Here is a 16,335-nt window from a genome sequence, read left to right on the forward strand (position 1 = left end):
GCCAACCGGCCAACCGGCCACAGACCAAGGAGGCGGAGATGCGGCGTAGGTCCATGTCCATTCGGCAAGGAGGTTCCATCTACGTGAAGGACATGACGCTTCGTGCGTACGCTCAACCTGGGGATCCTGGCGCATGTAGACGCCGGTAAGACGAGCCTGACCGAGCGGCTGCTGCACGCCGCCGGTGTCATCGACGAGGTCGGCAGCGTCGATGACGGCACCACACAGACCGACTCGCTCGCGCTGGAACGCCGGCGCGGCATCACCATCAAGTCCGCCGTCGTGTCGTTCACCGTCGGCGGCGTCACGGTCAACCTGATCGACACGCCCGGCCACCCGGACTTCATCGCCGAGGTGGAGCGGGCCCTCGGCGTGCTCGACGGCGCCGTGCTGGTCGTCTCGGCCGTCGAAGGGGTGCAGGCGCAGACCCGCGTGCTCATGCGCACGCTGCGCAGGCTGCGCATCCCCGCGATCATCTTCGTCAACAAGATCGACCGTTCGGGCGCCGATCCGGGGCGGGTCCTGCGGGCCGTCGCCGAGAGGCTGACGCCGGACGTCGTACCGCTGGGCGCCGTGCGCCGGGCCGGCACGCGCGACGCCGCCTTCGTCCCGTACGGGCCCGGTGACGCCGCCTACGTGACCGGCCTGGCCGAGGCGCTGGCCGAGCGGGACGACGCGCTGCTGGCCGCCTACCTCGACGGCGGGCCCGCCCTCACCCACGACCGGCTGCGCCGCGCGCTCGCGGACCAGACGGGGCGGGCGCGGGCGTACCCGGTGCTATTCGGGTCGGCGATCACCGGCGCGGGCGTGGAAGCGCTGCTGGCCGGGGTCGAGGAGCTGCTGCCGGCCGCCGACCCCGACCCGGACGCCCCGGCGTCGGGCACCGTCTTCAAGGTCGAGCGGGGGCCGGCCGGGGAGAGGGCCGCCTACGTGCGGATGCTGTCCGGGACGCTGCGGGTGCGTGACCGGGTGCGCTTCGGCCCCCTCGCCGGCGCAGGTGAAGGTGCCGGCGAGGGCGCTGGTGAAGGTGCCGGTGAGGGTGCCGGTGACGGCGGTGGCCAGGTCGGGGGTGAACGGGAGGGCAGGGTCACGGCGATCCGCGTGTTCGACCGGGGAGCGGCGGGTCCGGGGGCGGCGCTCCCGGCCGGGCGGATCGGGACGGTGCGGGGCCTCACCGGCATCCGGATCGGCGACGAGATCCGCCAGGCCGAACCCTCGGCCGCGTCCCCGGGCGCTTCCCCGGCCCTCGCCGTGGATCACGCCCGGCCGGTGCGGGCGCCCGGGCGCGGGTGGTTCGCGCCGCCCAGCCTGGAGACCGTCGTCGTGCCGGCCCGTCGCGCCGACAGGGCGGCGCTGCACGCGGCCCTGACCGAGCTCGCCGAGCAGGACCCGCTCATCGGCCTGCGCCAGGACGACGAGCGGCAGGAGATCTCCATCTCCCTCTACGGCGAGGTGCAGAAGGAGGTCGTCCAGGACACGCTGGCCGCCGAGTACGGCCTGCACGTCACCTTCCGCGAGACCACCACCATCTGCGTCGAGCGCCCCGCCGCCACCGGCGAGGCCGTGGAGCTCCTCGGCCAGGACGGCAACCCGTTCGTCGCCACGCTCGGCCTGCGGGTCGAGCCCGTCCCGCCCGGCGCGGGCGTCGCCTTCCGCGTGCGGGCCGAGCTGGGCACGCTCCCGCTGTACGTGTACAAGTCGGTCGGCGAGCTGGCCGAGACGATCGGCGGCACGGTGCGCGAGACGCTCCGGCAGGGTCTGCGCGGCTGGGAGGTCGTCGACTGCGCGGTCACCCTGACGCGCTCCGGCTACATCTCGCCGATGTCCACGGCACGCGACTTCCGGCTCCTGACGCCGCTGGTGCTGATGAGCGCGCTGCGGCGGGCCGGGACGGTCGTGTGCGAGCCGGTCCACCGCTTCCACCTGGAGGTCCCGGCGGACACGGCCGGGCAGGTCGCGGCCGTCCTGGGCCGGCTGCGCGCCGTTCACGGCGACACGGCACGACGGGGCCCGTGGTACGAGCTGGAGGGCGACATCCCGGCCGCCGAGGTCCACCGGCTGGAACGGCGGCTGCCGGGGCTGACCCGGGGCGAGGGCGTCCTGGAGACCACCTTCGACCACTACCGGCCCGTCCGAGGGCCCGCACCCGTCCGGCGGCGCGACGGCCGGAACCCGCTCGACCGCGAGCAGTACCTCCTGCACGTCGCGCGGCGGGTGTAGCCGATGACCTCCGAGACCCGGCAGGACCGGGACGATCGGCATGCCACCGAAGACGGGCGTCCCCGCACCACGGAACGCGCCGCCCAGGACCGGAGGCCGGGGCGGAGCCGGGAGGTCCGGCGGGATGTGCTGCGGCTCATGTGGCCGGGACGGCGGGCCGCCGTGGTGCTGGGCGTGGCCGTCGCCGCCATGACCGTGCTCCCGCTGGCGGGCCCCCAGCTCACCCGCCGCTTCGTCGACGACGCCATCGCCGGCGCGGGCACCGGCCGGCTCACGCTGATCGCGCTGGCCGCCCTCGCGGCGGCCGTCGCGGGGCAGGCGGCCCGGCTGGCGGCCGCCTGGCTGGCGAGCCGGCTCGCCTGGGACGGCACCGACCGTCTCCGTGAGCGCCTGGCCGGGCACGCGCTCGGCCTCGACATGGACTTCCACGGCAGGCACACGCCCGGCGAGCTGATCGAGCGGGTGGACGGCGACGTGGTGGCCGTGTCGGGGTTCGTCGTGGCGTTCCTCATGGACGTCGTGGCCGGCGGGCTGCTGCTGGCCGGGGTGATCGCCGTCGTGTTCGCCGCCGACCCGCGCCTCGGCGCCGCCCTGCTCGCGTACTGCGTGCTCGTCGGGTTCGGCACGACGCGCGCGCAGCGGCTGGCGGTGCCCTCCGCCGCCGCGGCGAGAGCGGCCCAGGCGCGGCTGTACGGCGAGATGGAGGAGCGGCTGGCCGGAGCCGAGGACATCCGCGCCAACGGCGCGGGCGGGCACGTCGTGAGCCGCTTCCTCGGCACCGCCGCCGTCTGGTACCGGGCCGAGCACCGGGCCGACCGGATCGGCAGCGGCCTGCTGGCGGGAACGTCGGTCGCGTTCGCCGCCGGGACGGCGCTCATGCTGGCCCTGGCCGCGTGGGCCCGGGCGAGCGGGACGCTCACGGTCGGCACCGCCGTCCTGGTGTTCCAGTGCACGGTGATGGTGCGTACGCCGTTCGAGCGGCTGATCGACCGGTTGCGCGACTACCAGGGCGCCCTGGCGGGGATCACCCGCATCGGCGGCCTGCTGGCCGAGCGGCGCACGCTGCCCGCGCCCGCCCGGCCGCGCCGGCTGCCCGCGAGCGGGCCGCTCGCGCTGGAGCTGGACGCGGTCGCCTTCGGCTACGACGCCCGCGACGCCCCCGAGGAGCGGGTGCTGGTGGACGTCACGTTGTCGCTGGCGCCGGGGGAGACGCTCGGGCTGGTCGGCCGCACCGGGAGCGGCAAGACCACGATCACGCGGCTCGTGCTGCGCCTGTACGACCCGGTGCGGGGCGCCGTGCGGGTGGGCGGGCTCGACCTGCGCGACGTGGACGCCGCCTCCCTGCGTGAGCGGGTGTGCGCGGTCACGCAGGACGTGCGGCTGTTCGGCGCGAGTGTCCGCGACAACCTGACCCTGTTCCGTCCCTCGCCCGGCGACGACCGGTTACGGCGGGCGCTGGCCGACGCCGGGCTCGGCGAGTGGCTGGCCGGGCTGCCCGACGGGCTCGACACCGAGCTGCGGGGCGTCTCGGCCGGGCAGGCGCAGTTGCTGGCGTTCGCGCGGGCGTTCCTGGCCGATCCGGGGCTGGTCGTGCTCGACGAGGCGTCCAGCCGGCTGGACCCCGCCACCGAGCGGCGCGTCGAGCGCGGCATGGACCGGCTGCTCGCCGGCCGCACGGGCGTGATCGTCGCGCACCGGCTGTCGTCGCTGGCGCGGGTCGACAAGATCGCGGTCATGTCGCACGGGCGGGTCGTCGAGTACGGCCGCCGCGAGGAGCTGGCGGCGGACCCGGGCAGCCGCTTCGCGCGCCTGCTGACGCTGGCGGGGGTGACCCGATGAGCCGCGCGGAAGGTGACGTGGACCCGAGGGGCCGTTCCGGGCGTGGGGCGGGCGTGTGGACGGTGGTGGCGGGACTGGTGCGGTTCGACCTGCGCCGGTTCCTGGTGGGCGCGTTGCTGTGGATGCCGGTCAGCGTGCTGCCGCTGGGCACCGGCCTGGCGCTCCAGGCGATCTTCGACGGGATCAGCGGGCAGGCCGCCGCGGCGCCGGGTCAGGTGCTGTGGCTGTGCGCCGCGCTCGTCGGCGTGGAGCTGGCCCGGGGCCTGACCATGGTGGTCGCCTGGACGTACGGCGACTACTGGTGGGACGCGGCGGCCACCCTGCTGCGCTCCAACCTGCTCCGCTCGGTCCTCACCGCCCCGGGCCCGGCCGCGGCCAGGCTGCCGTACGCGCCGGGGGACGCGCTCGCAAGGCTGCGGGACGACGTGAGCGACCTGGTGGAGCTCGTGGACGAGGCGGTGCCGCTGGCCGGGGCGATCCTGTTCGGCGGGACCGCGCTCGGGATCATGGCGGCGATCGACCCCGTCGTCACGGCGGCGCTGGTGGTGCCGATGGTCGTGATCGGGGTCGCCGGCCGGCTGATGAGCCGCCGGGTCCGGCGTCTGCACCAGCGGGCGCGGGCGCTCGGCGCGGACGTCACCGCGTACGTCGGGGAGATGTTCGGCGGCGTGCTCGCGCTCAAGGTGGCGGGCGCGGAGGCGGCGGCCCTGGAGCGGCTGCGCGAGCGCAACCGGGCGCGGCGCGACGCCGCCCTCCGCGACCGGCTGGCCACCGACCTGCTGGAGGGCGTGACGAACGCGACCGTCGAGATCGGCGTCGGCCTGGTCCTGGTGCTCGCCGCGCCGGCCATGCGCCGCGGCGGTTTCACGGTGGGCGACCTGGCGCTGTTCACCAGCTACGCGGGCTGGCTGGCGGCGTTGCCGCGCGTCGTCGGCGGAATCCTCGCCCGGCTGCCGCACGCCACCGTCGCCACCGGCCGCCTCACCGCGCTCATGGCGCCGCACGAGGACGCCGGCGACCTGGCGCGCGACACCGGCGTGTGGTTCCACCGCGAGCCGCCCGCCGCCGTGCCGCCGCCGCGCCACGGCGACCCCCTGGAGGTGCTGGAGGCGCGCGGCCTGACCGTCCGCCTCGGGCCGCACGGCGCCGGGCTGCGGGGGGTGGACCTGCGGGTGCGGCGCGGCTCGTTCACGGTCGTCACCGGCGCCGTGGGCGCGGGCAAGACGACGCTGATACGGGCCCTGCTCGGGCTGCTGCCGGTGGACGCCGGGACGATCACCTGGAACGGCCGGCCCGTCGCCGACCCCGGCACGTTCCTGGTGCCCGGCCGGGTCGCGTACGCCGGGCAGGTGCCCCGGCTGTTCTCGGCGTCGCTGCGGGAGAACGTGCTGCTCGGCGTCCCCGATGACGGCCTGGAGCGGGCGCTGCGGCTCGCGGCGCTGGAGGACGACCTCGCCGCCATGCCGGAGGGTCCGGACACCGTGGTCGGGCCGCGCGGCGTGCGGCTGTCCGGCGGCCAGGTGCAGCGGGCGACCGCCGCCCGCGCGCTCGTACGGGCTCCGGACCTGCTCGTCCTCGACGACCTGTCGTCCGCGCTGGACGTCGAGACGGAGGAGCTGCTGTGGGAGCGGCTCGCGACGGCCGCCCGCGACGGGAGCGGGCCCTCGACGCTGCTGGTGGTGTCGCACCGGAGGGTCGCCCTCGAACGGGCCGACGAGGTCGTCGTCCTCGACCGCGGCCGGGTCGCCGGGCGCGGGCCGCTGGCCGGGCTGCTGGAGAGCTGCCCGGAGATGCGGCGGCTGTGGGCGGAGGAGCGGATCACGGAGGCCGGCGAGCGGGCGCCGGACTGAGCGGGCGCCGGACTGAACGGAGGCCGGCGCGCGGGCACCCGGCTGAGGCGACCGCGCGCCCGGGGGCATTTCCGGCGTACTGCGGGAAGGGGTGATTGACGCACGCTTCCGGGTGCATGACACAGTGGTCCACCGCAAGAAGGCGTCCCAGGGCGGGACGCGCGTCGCACAGGGGGAGACCGTGGTCAGTACGGCCGGCTCAGAGGTACGCCAGTGGCTGCTGAAGGGACTGCAGCGCGCCGACCCCCGCACCACCGGACCGCACCACGAGGAGGCGCCCGAGCACCAGCACACCTGGTGGCAGGTCATGTGCCTCACCGGCGTCGACTACTTCTCCACGCTCGGCTACCAGCCGGGCATCGCCGCCCTCGCCGCCGGCGCGCTCAGCCCGATCGCCACGCTGCTGCTGGTGGCGCTCACCCTGTTCGGGGCCCTGCCGACGTACCGGGCCGTCGCCGAGCAGAGCCCCCACGGGCTCGGCTCCCTGTCCATGCTCGAACGGCTGCTCCCCGGCTGGCGCGGCAAGCTGCTCGTGCTGTTCCTGCTCGGCTTCGTCGCCACGGCGTTCATCGTGACGATCACACTGTCGGCGGCCGACGCCACCGCGCACATCCTGCACAACCCGTTCGTGCCCGCGGCCCTGGCCGGCTGGCAGGTCCCCGTGACGCTGCTGCTGATCGCCGCGCTCGGCGGGGTGTTCCTCGCCGGGTTCAGCGAGGCCATCTCCATCGCCGTCGTCCTGGTGGCCGTCTACCTGCTGCTGAACATCGTCGTCGTGGCCACCGCCGTCCAGCACGTGCTCGCCGCCCCGGCCAAGGTCACCGACTGGCAGAACCTCCTGGCCACCGACTACGCCAGCCCCGTCGCCATGGTCGCCGTGTCGCTGTACGTGATGCCCAAGCTCGCCCTCGGCCTGTCCGGCTTCGAGACCGGTGTCGCCGTGATGCCGCTGGTCAGGGGTGACCTGGCGCAGCGGGTCAAGGGCACGCGCAAGCTGCTGACCACCGCGGCGGTCATCATGAGCGTCTTCCTCATCACCTCCAGCTTCGCCACGACCGTCCTCATCCCGGCCGACGAGTTCGCCGAGGGCGGCTCGGCCAACGGGCGGGCGCTGGCGTACCTGGCGCACGAGTACCTGGGCGACTGGTTCGGCACCGCCTACGACCTCAGCACCATCGCCATCCTCTGGTTCGCCGGCGCCTCGGCCCTGGCGGGACTGCTCAACATCGTGCCGCGTTACCTGCCCCGGTACGGCATGGCCCCCGACTGGTCGCGCGCCGCCCGGCCCATGGTGCTGGTCTTCACCGCCATCTCGTTCGTCATCACGATCTTCTTCGGCGCCGACGTCGAGTCCCAGGGCGGCGCCTACGCCAGCGGCGTGCTCGCGCTCATCCTGTCGGCCGCCGTCGCCGTCACCCTCTCGGCCTGGACCGGCCGCCGGACCAAGGCCGCCGTGCCGTTCGGTGTCATCTCGCTGATCTTCGCGTACGCCCTCGTGGCGAACATCATCGAGCGGCCGGACGGCCTGGTCATCGCCCTGCTGTTCGTGCTGGGCATCGTGATCACCTCGCTCGTGTCGCGGGCCACCCGATCCACGGAGCTGCGCGTCACCGAGATCACGCTGGACGACCTCGCCCGCCGGTACGTCAACGAGACCGGCGACCTGCGCCTCATCGCCAACGAGCCGCACGCCCGCGACTGCAAGGAGTACGTCGACAAGGCCCGCGAGGCCTGGGAGCTGCACCGGCTGCGGCCCTCCGAGGGCATCCTGTTCCTGGAGGTCACGGTGCCCGACGCCTCGGAGTTCGCCAGCGAGGTCAGGGTCGTGGGGGAGGAGCGGCACGGCTACCGCATCCTGCGCATGGAGAGCCCGACCGTGGCCAACGCCATCGCCGCCCTGCTGCTCTACCTGCGCGACCAGACGGGCAAGATGCCGCACGTGTACTTCCACTGGGCCGCCGAGGGCAACCCGATCGGCGCGCTGCTGCGCTACCTGGTGTTCGGCGGCGGCGACATCCCGCCGCTGACCCGCGAGGTGCTGCGGCAGGCCGAGCCCGACGCCGCCCGCCGCCCGGTCGTCCACGTGGGCTGACCCCTCCCCGGAGGACGGCTAACGGGTGGGCCGGAAAGGCGTGACACGCTTCCTGACCGATCCCGGTCGCCCGTCAGTAACGACAGCCGCGCCAAGGTATGACATATTGATCACTGATGCGGTTGGTGACTTGAGTGCAATTTGAGGCGTTGCTAGGGTGACCGGTGCCAGACATGTGGATCGACCTCTTCTCACGCCTTGACAGGCATCCGCTGACCAAGGCTCCCCAAGGGCGGATTTGTGCGCGCGCGGCATGGCGAGGGCCTTGCCCGCGAAGGGATGTACAGGCGGTGCTCGATGGATTTCGGTCGTTCTGATCGGTGGCGGCTGCCCACCGCGATCAAGATTTTGATCGCGGGCGGCTTCGGCGCGGGCAAGACCACGATGGTGACCGCCGTGTCCGAGACCCGGCCGCTGCGCACCGAGGAGATCCTCACCCAGATCGGCCAGCACATCGACGACCTGGCCGGCATCGAGGGCAAGCCGACCACCACCGTCGCCTTCGACTTCGGCCGCATCACGATCAGCGGCGACTACATGCTGTACCTGTTCGGCACCCCCGGGCAGGAGCGGTTCTGGTTCGTCTGGGACGACCTCAACATGGGGGCGCTGGGGGCCGTCGTGCTCGCCGACACGCGGCGCCTGGCCGACTGCTTCCCCGCCATCGACTACTTCGAGCAGCGCGACACGCCGTTCGTCGTGGCGCTCAACTGCTTCGAAGGCGCGCGGACGTTCACGATCGGCGAGGTCCGCAAGGCCCTCAACCTGGAGCCGGACATCCCCGTCGTGCTGTGCGACGCGCGCCGCCGGGACTCCGGCCGCGAGGTGCTCATCACGCTCGTCGAGCACGCCATGCGCCGGGGCGCCACCCCGGTCGGGACCATGTCGTGACCTCGACGGGCTATTTTTGACCGATGGAGGAGATCGACCGCCGGATCGTCACGCTCCTGGCCGGCGACGGCCGGATGAGCTTCACCGACCTGGCCAGGGAGACCGGGCTCTCGGTCTCGGCCGTGCACCAGCGGGTGCGCCGCCTGGAGAAGCGCGGCGTCCTGCGCGGCTACACCGCCGTCATCGACCACGACGCCGTGGGCCTGCCGCTGACCGCGTTCGTGTCGATCAAGCCGATCGACCCCGCCGCCCCGGACGACGCGCCCGACCGGCTCGCGCATCTGAGCGCCATCGAGGCGTGCCACAGCGTGGCGGGCGACGAGAGCTACATCCTCAAGGTGCGGGTGGCCTCGCCGGTGGCGCTGGAGGACCTGCTCCAGCAGATCCGTGCCGCCGCCAACGTCTCCACCCGCACCACGGTCGTCCTCAGCACGCCGTACGAGCACCGGGCCCCGGAGATCGCCCCGGAGGCAGCCTCGGGGGCCGCGGACCACTCGCCGGCCTGAGGAGGGTCAGGGCCCGACCGGCGCCCGGTCCGCCGCGAACGGCAGGAAGGGCGCCCGCGCCGCCTTCGCCGAGCCGGCCGCGGAGGCCGGGCCGCACAGGGCCACGATGATGTGCTCGGCGAGCGCGTAGTCGATGGGGCTCGGCTCCAGCGTGCCGTCGTCGCCGATCCGCTGGTACTTCGTGCGGTTCACCCCGAACGAGACCTGGCGGGCGCCGTCCTCGCGGATCAGCGACTGGGCCGCCATGCCGAAGACGACCCCGTCGTGCCCCCAGAAGCGCCCGCACGGCAGGTCCAGGGTGTACAGGCCGAGCCCGTAGTCGACGCGCCCGCCGCCCGCCTGCACCGGCACGGTCGTCCGCATCTCCGCGAGCGCCCCGGCGCCGATCAGCTCGCCGCCCAGCAGCGCCCGGTAGAAGCGGTTGAGGTCGTCCATGGTCGACACCAGCGCCCCCGCGGTGCTCGCCCACGACATGTCGTACGTGCTGTAGTCGCGCGCCGGGTCGATCAGCCCGTACAGGGACTCGTACGCCTTGGAGGACGGCCCGGGGATCCGCGGCGTGGCCGGGAAGGAGGTGTCGCGCAGCCCGGCGCGGCGGATGACGTTCCGGGTGATGTACCGCTCGGCGTCGACGCCGGTCACCTTCTCCAGCAGCAGGCCGGCGATGACGTAGTTGGTGTTGGAGTACGAGCCCGGCAGGGCCCCCGGCTCGCCGGTCGGCCGGGCGGCCAGGCCGAGACCGGCGAGCTCCTGGGGCGTGAACCGGCGGAACCGGTTGTCGTCGAGGCTGGCGGGCGAGCCCTGCGCCAGCGAGGGGAACGCGCCGACGATGTAGTCGCCGATGTGGCTGGTGTGGTTGAGCAGCATCCGCACGGTGATCTTCGCGCCTCGCTCGCCCGGGATGAGGCCCGGCAGGTAGCGGTCCACCGGCGCGTCCAGCTCGACGGCGCCCCGCTCGACCTGCTGGAGGATCGCCACCGAGGTGAACGACTTGGTGATGCTGCCCACCCGGTGGCGCATGCCGGCGAGCGCGGGGCGGCGGGTGACCACGTCGGCGACGCCGGAGGCGCCCCGCCACGTCCGGCCTCCGTCGACCGCCTCGGAGTAGACGCCGTACATGCCGGCCTCATGGACGGCGTCGAGGGTCCGCCGCAACTCCGCCCGGTCGAGACCCGCGGGCGCGTCGGAAGAGGTGGTCGCCGAGGCGGGGGCGGGGGCCGTCAGCGCGGCCGTGGCGAGCAGCGCGCCCACGACCGCGGACAGGGCCGCCCGCCCGGCGCGGCGCGCCCCCGCGGCGCCGCGGACCCGCCGGAGGGATCCGGCCCGCCGAGAAGATCGAAGGGGAGATGAGGGAGAAGTCATGCCGTCATCATGATCGGCCGGGCCCGGCCGGGGGAGTCCGCTGTGTCATCGGTTCCGCATGACACGGGTCATGCCGGGCCGATGACACCCGCGAGGCGCTCAGAGGCACCCCGGGGCTCGTAGTGGGCGCGCAGGCGGGACTGGGCGGCCTGCGGCGCGCCGAGGCGCTCCAGGCCGTTCAGGGCCGCGCCCACGATCGGCGGCACCCCGGAGACGACGGCCTTGGCGTGCGGCGTCCTCGCCGCGAACCCCTCGTCGAGCAGCGCCGTCAGCAGCGGGTCGCGCGCCCGCAGCACGCCGCCGCCCAGCACCACCTCCGCCGGCGTCTGCAGCATGCCGAGGCGGCGCAGGCACACCTCCGCCATCACCACCACCTCCTCGGCCTGCCGCTCCACCAGCGCCGTGGCCACGGCGTCGCCCGCCGAGGCGGCGGCGAGCACCCCGGGGGCCAGCTCGTGCAGCCGGGCCGCGTCCACCCGGCCGAAGTGGATCTCCAGCACCAGCTCCCCGACCGTGCCCGCGCCGAACCCGTCCCGGACCACCTCCACCAGCGCCGTCGCCGGGCCGCGCCCGTCCTCCGCGCGGACGGCGTGCCACAGCGCCTCCTCGCCCAGGCCCAGCCCGCCGCCCCAGTCGCCGCTGATCCGGCCGAGCGCCGGGAAGCGCGCCACCTCGCCGGTGGGGGAGACGCCGACCGCGTTGATGCCGGCGCCGCACACCACCGCCACGCCCCACGGCGCCGACGTCCCGGCCCGCAGCAGCGCGAACGTGTCGTTGCCGACCACGACGTCCGGCCCGAACCCCCGGGCGGAGAGCTCGCGGGCCAGCGCCTCCTCCTCCACCGGCAGGTCCGCGCCCGCCAGGTAGGCCGCCACATGGTCGAACCTGCCGGATGCGGCGCCGGACTCACCCGGATCGGGCGGCAACTGCGCCATAGCCTGCCGGACGGCCCGTTCGATCTCGTCGACGGCCGCCGCCGCCCCGGCGCTCTGCGGCACGAACGGTCCCGAGCGCGCCGTCGCCAGCACCTCGCCGTCCTCCGCCACCACCGCCACGTCGGTCTTGCTGTTGCCGCCGTCGACGGCCAGGAGGAGCCTGCGGCGTGTCACCGCCCCACCGTCCACGGCAGATGGGCGCGGTTGGCCTCCAGCAGCAGCCCGGTCAGCTCCTCGGCGATCGCGTCCTGCCCCACCAGCGGGTGGGCGAGCAGGGCGTCGCGCACCCGGTCCGCCCCGCCGCGCAGCGCCGCCTCCAGCGCCAGCGTCTCGTACGCCGACACGTGCGCGATCAGCCCCGCGTACAGCGGCTCCACGGGCCGCACCGGCAAGGGCACCGCCCCGGCGGCGGTCACGGCCGCGGGCACCTCGATGACCGCCTCCTCGGGCAGGAACGGCAGCGTCCCGCCGTTGCGAACGTTGACGACCTGGGCGGGCCCGTCGTCCCGGCCGCCGAGGAGGGCGGCCAGCAGGTCCACGGCCGCCTCCGAGTAGAAGGCGCCGCCCCGCTGCGCCAGCTCCTCCGGCTTGGTCACCACCGACGGGTCGGCGTACAGCTCCAGCAGCCGCGCCTCCACGGCGGCGACCTCCGCCGCGCGTGGCGGCGCGGTCCGCTGCTCCGCCACGACCTGGTCGTGCGCGTAGTAGTAGCGCAGGTAGTACGACGGGACGGCGCCCAGCCGCCGGATCAGCTCCGGCCGCAGCCCCGCCCCACCGGCGATCTCCTCGGCGTGGCCCTCGATGAGCGACGGCAGCACGTCGGCTCCGTCCAGGTGGACGCCGCGCAGCCAGGTGAGGTGGTTGAGCCCGACGTGGTCGAGCGTGATGCGCGACGGCGGCACGCCGAGCGTCGCGGCGGCGCGCCGCTGGAGGCCGATCGCGACGTTGCACAGGCCGATGGCCCGGTGCCCGGCGTCGAGCAGCGCCCGGGTGACGATGCCGACGGGGTTGGTGAAGTCGACGATCCACGCCCCCGGCGCGTGCTCGCGCACCTTCTCGGCGATCTCCAGGACGAGCGGGACCGTGCGCAGCGCCTTGGCCAGGCCGCCCGCGCCGGTCGTCTCCTGGCCGACGCAGCCGCAGCGCAGCGGCAGCGTCTCGTCCACCTCGCGGGCGGCCTGACCGCCGACCCGGAGCTGGAACAGCACGGCGCTCGCCCCCGCCACGCCCTCCTCCACCGAGGAGGTGGCGAGCACCCGCGCCGGATGCCCGGCGTGGGCCAGCATCCGCCGCGACACCCCCGACACCAGGTCCAGCCGCCTCTCATCGGGGTCGATGAGCGCGACCTCGGTGATGGGCAGCACGTCGCGCAACCGCGCGAACCCGTCGATCAGCTCCGGCGTGTACGTCGAGCCGCCCCCGACCACGGCGAGTTTCAACCCTTGACTCCTGTCAGCGTCACGCCCTCGATGAAGACCCTCTGGGCGAAGAAGAACACGATGATGATCGGCGCCGTCACCAGGAGGGTGGCGGCCATGGTGAGGTTCCACTGCACGCTGTGGAACGCCTTGAAGGTGGCCAGGCCCAGCGACAGGGTCCAGCCCTGCTGCTCGACGCCCGCGTACAGCAGGGGCCCGTAGTAGTCGTTCCAGCAGTAGAAGAACTGGAACAGCGCGACGGCGGCGACAGCCGGGCGGGCCATCGGCAGGATGACCCTGAGCAGCGTGCGCAGGTCGGAGCAGCCGTCGACCCTGGCCGCGTCGGTGTACTCGCGCGGGATCGTCACGAGGAACTGGCGCAGCAGGAAGATGGAGAACGCGTCGCCCAGCAGCATCGGCAGGATGAGCGGCCACAGGGTGTCCGTCAGCCCGAGCCGCGCCCACACCAGGTAGAGCGGCACCGCGACGACCTGCGGCGGCAGCATCATCGCGATGATCACCAGCAGGAACGCCGCCTGCCGTCCCCGGAAGCGGAAGCGGGCCAGCGCGTAGGCGACGGGCACGGACGACACGACCGTGAACAGCGTGCCCAGGCCGGCGTAGAGCAGCGTGTTGAGCGTCCAGCGCAGCAGCTGCGACTTGGCGAACACGGTCGCGAAGTTGTCCCAGTTCCACGACCGGGGCCACAGGTCGCTGGTCAGCGCCTGCTCGTCGGTCATGACGGCGGTCAGCGCGAGGAAGACCACGGGCGCCAGGAACATCAGCGCGAGCACGATCGCCAGCGCGTGCTGGGCGATCCAGAGCAGCGCGCGCCTCCGGCGGGCCCCGTTCGCGGCCTTGCGCGAGCGGGGCGCGGCGGCGGGACGGGGCGGGGCGGTGACGGCGGCGCTCACGCGGCCCCCTCCGTCCGCCGGAACTGCCACAGCAGGATCAGCGTGAACACCATCGACGTGGCGAACAGGACCAGCGCCAGCACGCAGGCGTATCCCATCTGGTAGTCGCGGAAGCCGGCCTGGAACAGCCACTGCGGCAGCGTCAGCAGCGACTCGTCGGGATAGCCGGGCGTGAACGTGCTGCCCGGCGAGTCGGTGGCGCCCGACGCCACCCGGGAGGCGATCATCGCCTGCGCGAAGTACTGGACGGCGTAGATGACGCCCGTCACCACCGAGAACATGAGCACCGGCGCGATCGACGGCAGCGTCACGCTGCGGAACTGCCGCCACGGGCCGGCCCCGTCGATCGCGGCCGCCTCGTACAGGTGCCGGGGCACGTCCAGCAGCGCCGCCATGAAGATCACCGCGATCTGGCCGCACCCCCACACCGACAGCAGCGTGAGGCTCGGCTTCGCCCAGGCGGGGTCGCCGAACCAGTCGGGCCCGCTGATCCCGAACAGCGCGAGGAACTGGTTCCACGGCCCGGTCGAGGGGTTCATGAGGAACACGAACGTGATCGTCCCGGCTGCCACCGGCACCAGCGACGGCAGGTAGAAGATGGTGCGGAAGATCCCGATGCCGGCCTTGAGCCGGACCACCAGCTGCGCCAGCCCCAGCGAGAACAACGTCTGCACGGGCACCATCACGGCCACCAGCCACAGCGTGTTCCGCGCCGAGGTCAGCACCCGGGGGTCGCGCAGCAGGTAGCGGTAGTTGTCCAGCCCGGCCCACTCCAGCGTGAACAGGTCGTAGTGCTGGAAGGAGAAGTACACCGTCGCCAGCAGCGGGTACACGAAGAAGATCGACACGCCGGCCAGCCACGGCGACAGCCACACGAGCGCGCGCAGGCCCTCGCGGCGCCGCCAGGGGGCCGGCCCCGGTGAGGCGGCCGGAGAGGTGAGGGACGCCACGCTCAGCTCCCCGACAGCTTCAGCTTGTCGTCGATCTGCTTGTCCACGGCCTTCAGCCCGGCGTCCAGGTCGGGCACCGCGCCCTTCTCCCACTTGGTGAGGAACGTGGCGAACGCCTCCTGGTTGAAGACGCTGTTGACGGCGCTCGGCAACGTCGAGGTCTTCGGGTGGGCGAAGATGTCGAGGAACGTCTGGAAATTGGCGTCCTTGGCCAGCTTCGGCGACTCCATCGCGGCCTTGGTCGTCGGGACGTTGCGCAGCGCGTTGGACAGCGTCACCAGCGAGTCGGTGTCGGTCGTCAGGTACTTGACCAGCTCCCACGCCTGCTGCGGGTGCTGGGCGCCCTTCGGCACGCCGATCACGGTCCCCGCGGTGAAGCCGCCGCCGTACAGGTCGGGCCTGGCGTCGGCGACCGGCACCGGGGCGGTGCCGTAGTCCATGGCCTTGGCCTTGGGATCGCCCGCGATCATCGCGTTGCGCCACTCGCCGTCGACGACCATGGCCACCTTGCCGGCGTAGAAGGGGTGCTCGGCGCCCCACTCGTCGCCCAGACCCTTGCGGAACTTCTCCAGCTTGTCGTAGCCGTACCAGTCGACGAGCTCCTTCTGCCAGCGCAGGAGCTCCTTCCACGCCGGGTCCGAGCCGATGGCCGAGGTGCCGTCGTCGTTGAGCCACCTGGCGCCGACCATCGGGCCCAGGTGGGCGGGGGTGTTCTCGTAGTACTGGAAGCTCGGGACGAAGCCGGCCACCTTGATGTCGCCGTTCGCGTCGCGGACCGTGAGCTTCTTGGTCAGCGCGGTCAGCTCCGACAGGGTCCTGGGCGGCGCGCTGCCCTTCATCAGGGCCTTGTTGTAGTAGAGGCCGTAGGCGTCGGCGAGCAGGGGCATCGTGCACCGCTTCCCGGCGAACCCGGTGTAGGCCCGCGCCACCTCGGGCAGCACGCTCAGGTCGATGCCGTCCTGCTCGATGACGGGAGCAAGGTCCTGGAACGATCCCGACCGGCACCATTGGGCGACGTTGTCGGTGGTGAACGAGGCCGCCACGTCGGGGGCCTTGCCGCCCCGGATGGCCTGGGTGATCTGGTCGTCCTGGACGTTCTTGACGGTCTTGACGGTGATCTGGGGGAACTTCTTGGTGAACCCGGCGATGGCGTCCTCGAACGCCTTGACCTCGGGGCCGGTGGAGAAGCCGTGCCACAGGGTGAGCGTGGCCGCGGGGAGGGCCTGCGAGGCCGATCCGGAGGGCCGGGGACGGGCGCCGAGCGACGGGGCCGCCTCCTTGCCCGCGGTGCAGGCGGTCAGCGCCAGGGCCGTGAGGCCGGCGACCACCAGGGGGGAGAAGCGCACGGGGGGTGCCTC

Annotated in this window: 12 protein-coding genes; 6 read left to right on the forward strand and 6 right to left on the reverse strand. The window is 73.7% G+C overall.

What is annotated here, in order from left to right:
• Positions 1 to 102 precede the first annotated feature (102 nt).
• The 6 genes from MTP10_RS11580 (at position 103) to MTP10_RS11605 (ending at position 9,398) form a co-directional block, all read left to right on the forward strand.
• Positions 103 to 2,220, forward strand: coding sequence for a TetM/TetW/TetO/TetS family tetracycline resistance ribosomal protection protein (locus MTP10_RS11580; protein ID WP_310709084.1), 2,118 nt, complete (start codon positions 103 to 105; stop codon positions 2,218 to 2,220).
• A gap of 3 nt (positions 2,221 to 2,223) precedes the next feature.
• Positions 2,224 to 4,059, forward strand: a complete 1,836-nt coding sequence (locus MTP10_RS11585; protein ID WP_310709085.1) for an ABC transporter ATP-binding protein — start codon at positions 2,224 to 2,226, stop codon at positions 4,057 to 4,059.
• The gene (locus MTP10_RS11590) at positions 4,056 to 5,909 is read left to right on the forward strand and encodes an ABC transporter ATP-binding protein (RefSeq protein ID WP_310709086.1); all 1,854 of its coding nucleotides are present in this window, start codon (positions 4,056 to 4,058) and stop codon (positions 5,907 to 5,909) included. Before MTP10_RS11585 ends, MTP10_RS11590 begins: the two co-directional genes overlap by 4 nt.
• A 112-nt stretch (positions 5,910 to 6,021) precedes the next feature.
• The gene (locus MTP10_RS11595; RefSeq protein WP_310709087.1) at positions 6,022 to 8,001 is read left to right on the forward strand and encodes an amino acid transporter; all 1,980 of its coding nucleotides are present in this window, start codon (positions 6,022 to 6,024) and stop codon (positions 7,999 to 8,001) included.
• A gap of 297 nt (positions 8,002 to 8,298) precedes the next feature.
• A complete protein-coding gene (locus tag MTP10_RS11600) occupies positions 8,299 to 8,892 on the forward strand; it encodes an ATP/GTP-binding protein (protein WP_310709088.1) in 594 nt (197 codons plus the stop codon).
• Between the two features lie 23 nt (positions 8,893 to 8,915).
• On the forward strand, positions 8,916 to 9,398 hold the full coding sequence (locus tag MTP10_RS11605; protein ID WP_310709089.1) for an Lrp/AsnC family transcriptional regulator: 483 nt from the start codon (positions 8,916 to 8,918) through the stop codon (positions 9,396 to 9,398).
• Between the two features lie 6 nt (positions 9,399 to 9,404).
• On the opposite strand, the gene MTP10_RS11610 is transcribed toward MTP10_RS11605, so the two are convergent.
• From MTP10_RS11610 to MTP10_RS11635, 6 genes are all read right to left on the reverse strand, one after another.
• Entirely contained in the window at positions 9,405 to 10,760 is a 1,356-nt protein-coding gene (locus MTP10_RS11610) for a serine hydrolase domain-containing protein (protein ID WP_310709090.1), read from the reverse strand.
• A gap of 68 nt (positions 10,761 to 10,828) precedes the next feature.
• Positions 10,829 to 11,869 carry a BadF/BadG/BcrA/BcrD ATPase family protein gene (locus tag MTP10_RS11615; RefSeq protein ID WP_310709091.1) on the reverse strand — a complete coding sequence of 347 codons (1,041 nt, stop codon included), beginning with the start codon at positions 11,867 to 11,869 and terminating at the stop codon, positions 10,829 to 10,831.
• Positions 11,866 to 13,134 carry a 6-phospho-beta-glucosidase gene (locus MTP10_RS11620; RefSeq protein WP_310709092.1) on the reverse strand — a complete coding sequence of 423 codons (1,269 nt, stop codon included), beginning with the start codon at positions 13,132 to 13,134 and terminating at the stop codon, positions 11,866 to 11,868. The genes MTP10_RS11615 and MTP10_RS11620 overlap by 4 nt, the downstream gene beginning before the upstream one ends.
• A complete protein-coding gene (locus tag MTP10_RS11625) occupies positions 13,131 to 14,027 on the reverse strand; it encodes a carbohydrate ABC transporter permease (protein WP_310709093.1) in 897 nt (298 codons plus the stop codon). The genes MTP10_RS11620 and MTP10_RS11625 overlap by 4 nt, the downstream gene beginning before the upstream one ends.
• Positions 14,024 to 14,977: a sugar ABC transporter permease gene (locus MTP10_RS11630; RefSeq protein WP_310709094.1), complete on the reverse strand. Its 954-nt coding sequence runs from the start codon at positions 14,975 to 14,977 to the stop codon at positions 14,024 to 14,026. Before MTP10_RS11630 ends, MTP10_RS11625 begins: the two co-directional genes overlap by 4 nt.
• 2 nt (positions 14,978 to 14,979) lie before the next feature.
• A complete protein-coding gene (locus tag MTP10_RS11635; protein WP_310709095.1) occupies positions 14,980 to 16,323 on the reverse strand; it encodes an extracellular solute-binding protein in 1,344 nt (447 codons plus the stop codon).
• Positions 16,324 to 16,335: the final 12 nt, after the last annotated feature.

It is taken from the genome of Nonomuraea sp. 3-1Str (genome assembly GCF_031570565.1).
In the GTDB taxonomy this organism is placed as follows: Bacteria; Actinomycetota; Actinomycetes; order Streptosporangiales; family Streptosporangiaceae; genus Nonomuraea.

Coding starts and splice junctions, on each gene's coding strand:
- MTP10_RS11605 (WP_310709089.1), top strand. CDS start 8,916: ATGGAGGAGATCGACCGCCGGATCGTCACGCTCCTGGCCGGCGACGGC.
- MTP10_RS11590 (WP_310709086.1), top strand. CDS start 4,056: ATGAGCCGCGCGGAAGGTGACGTGGACCCGAGGGGCCGTTCCGGGCGT.
- MTP10_RS11600 (WP_310709088.1), top strand. CDS start 8,299: ATGGATTTCGGTCGTTCTGATCGGTGGCGGCTGCCCACCGCGATCAAG.
- MTP10_RS11585 (WP_310709085.1), top strand. CDS start 2,224: ATGACCTCCGAGACCCGGCAGGACCGGGACGATCGGCATGCCACCGAA.
- MTP10_RS11610 (WP_310709090.1), bottom strand. CDS start 10,760: ATGACTTCTCCCTCATCTCCCCTTCGATCTTCTCGGCGGGCCGGATCC.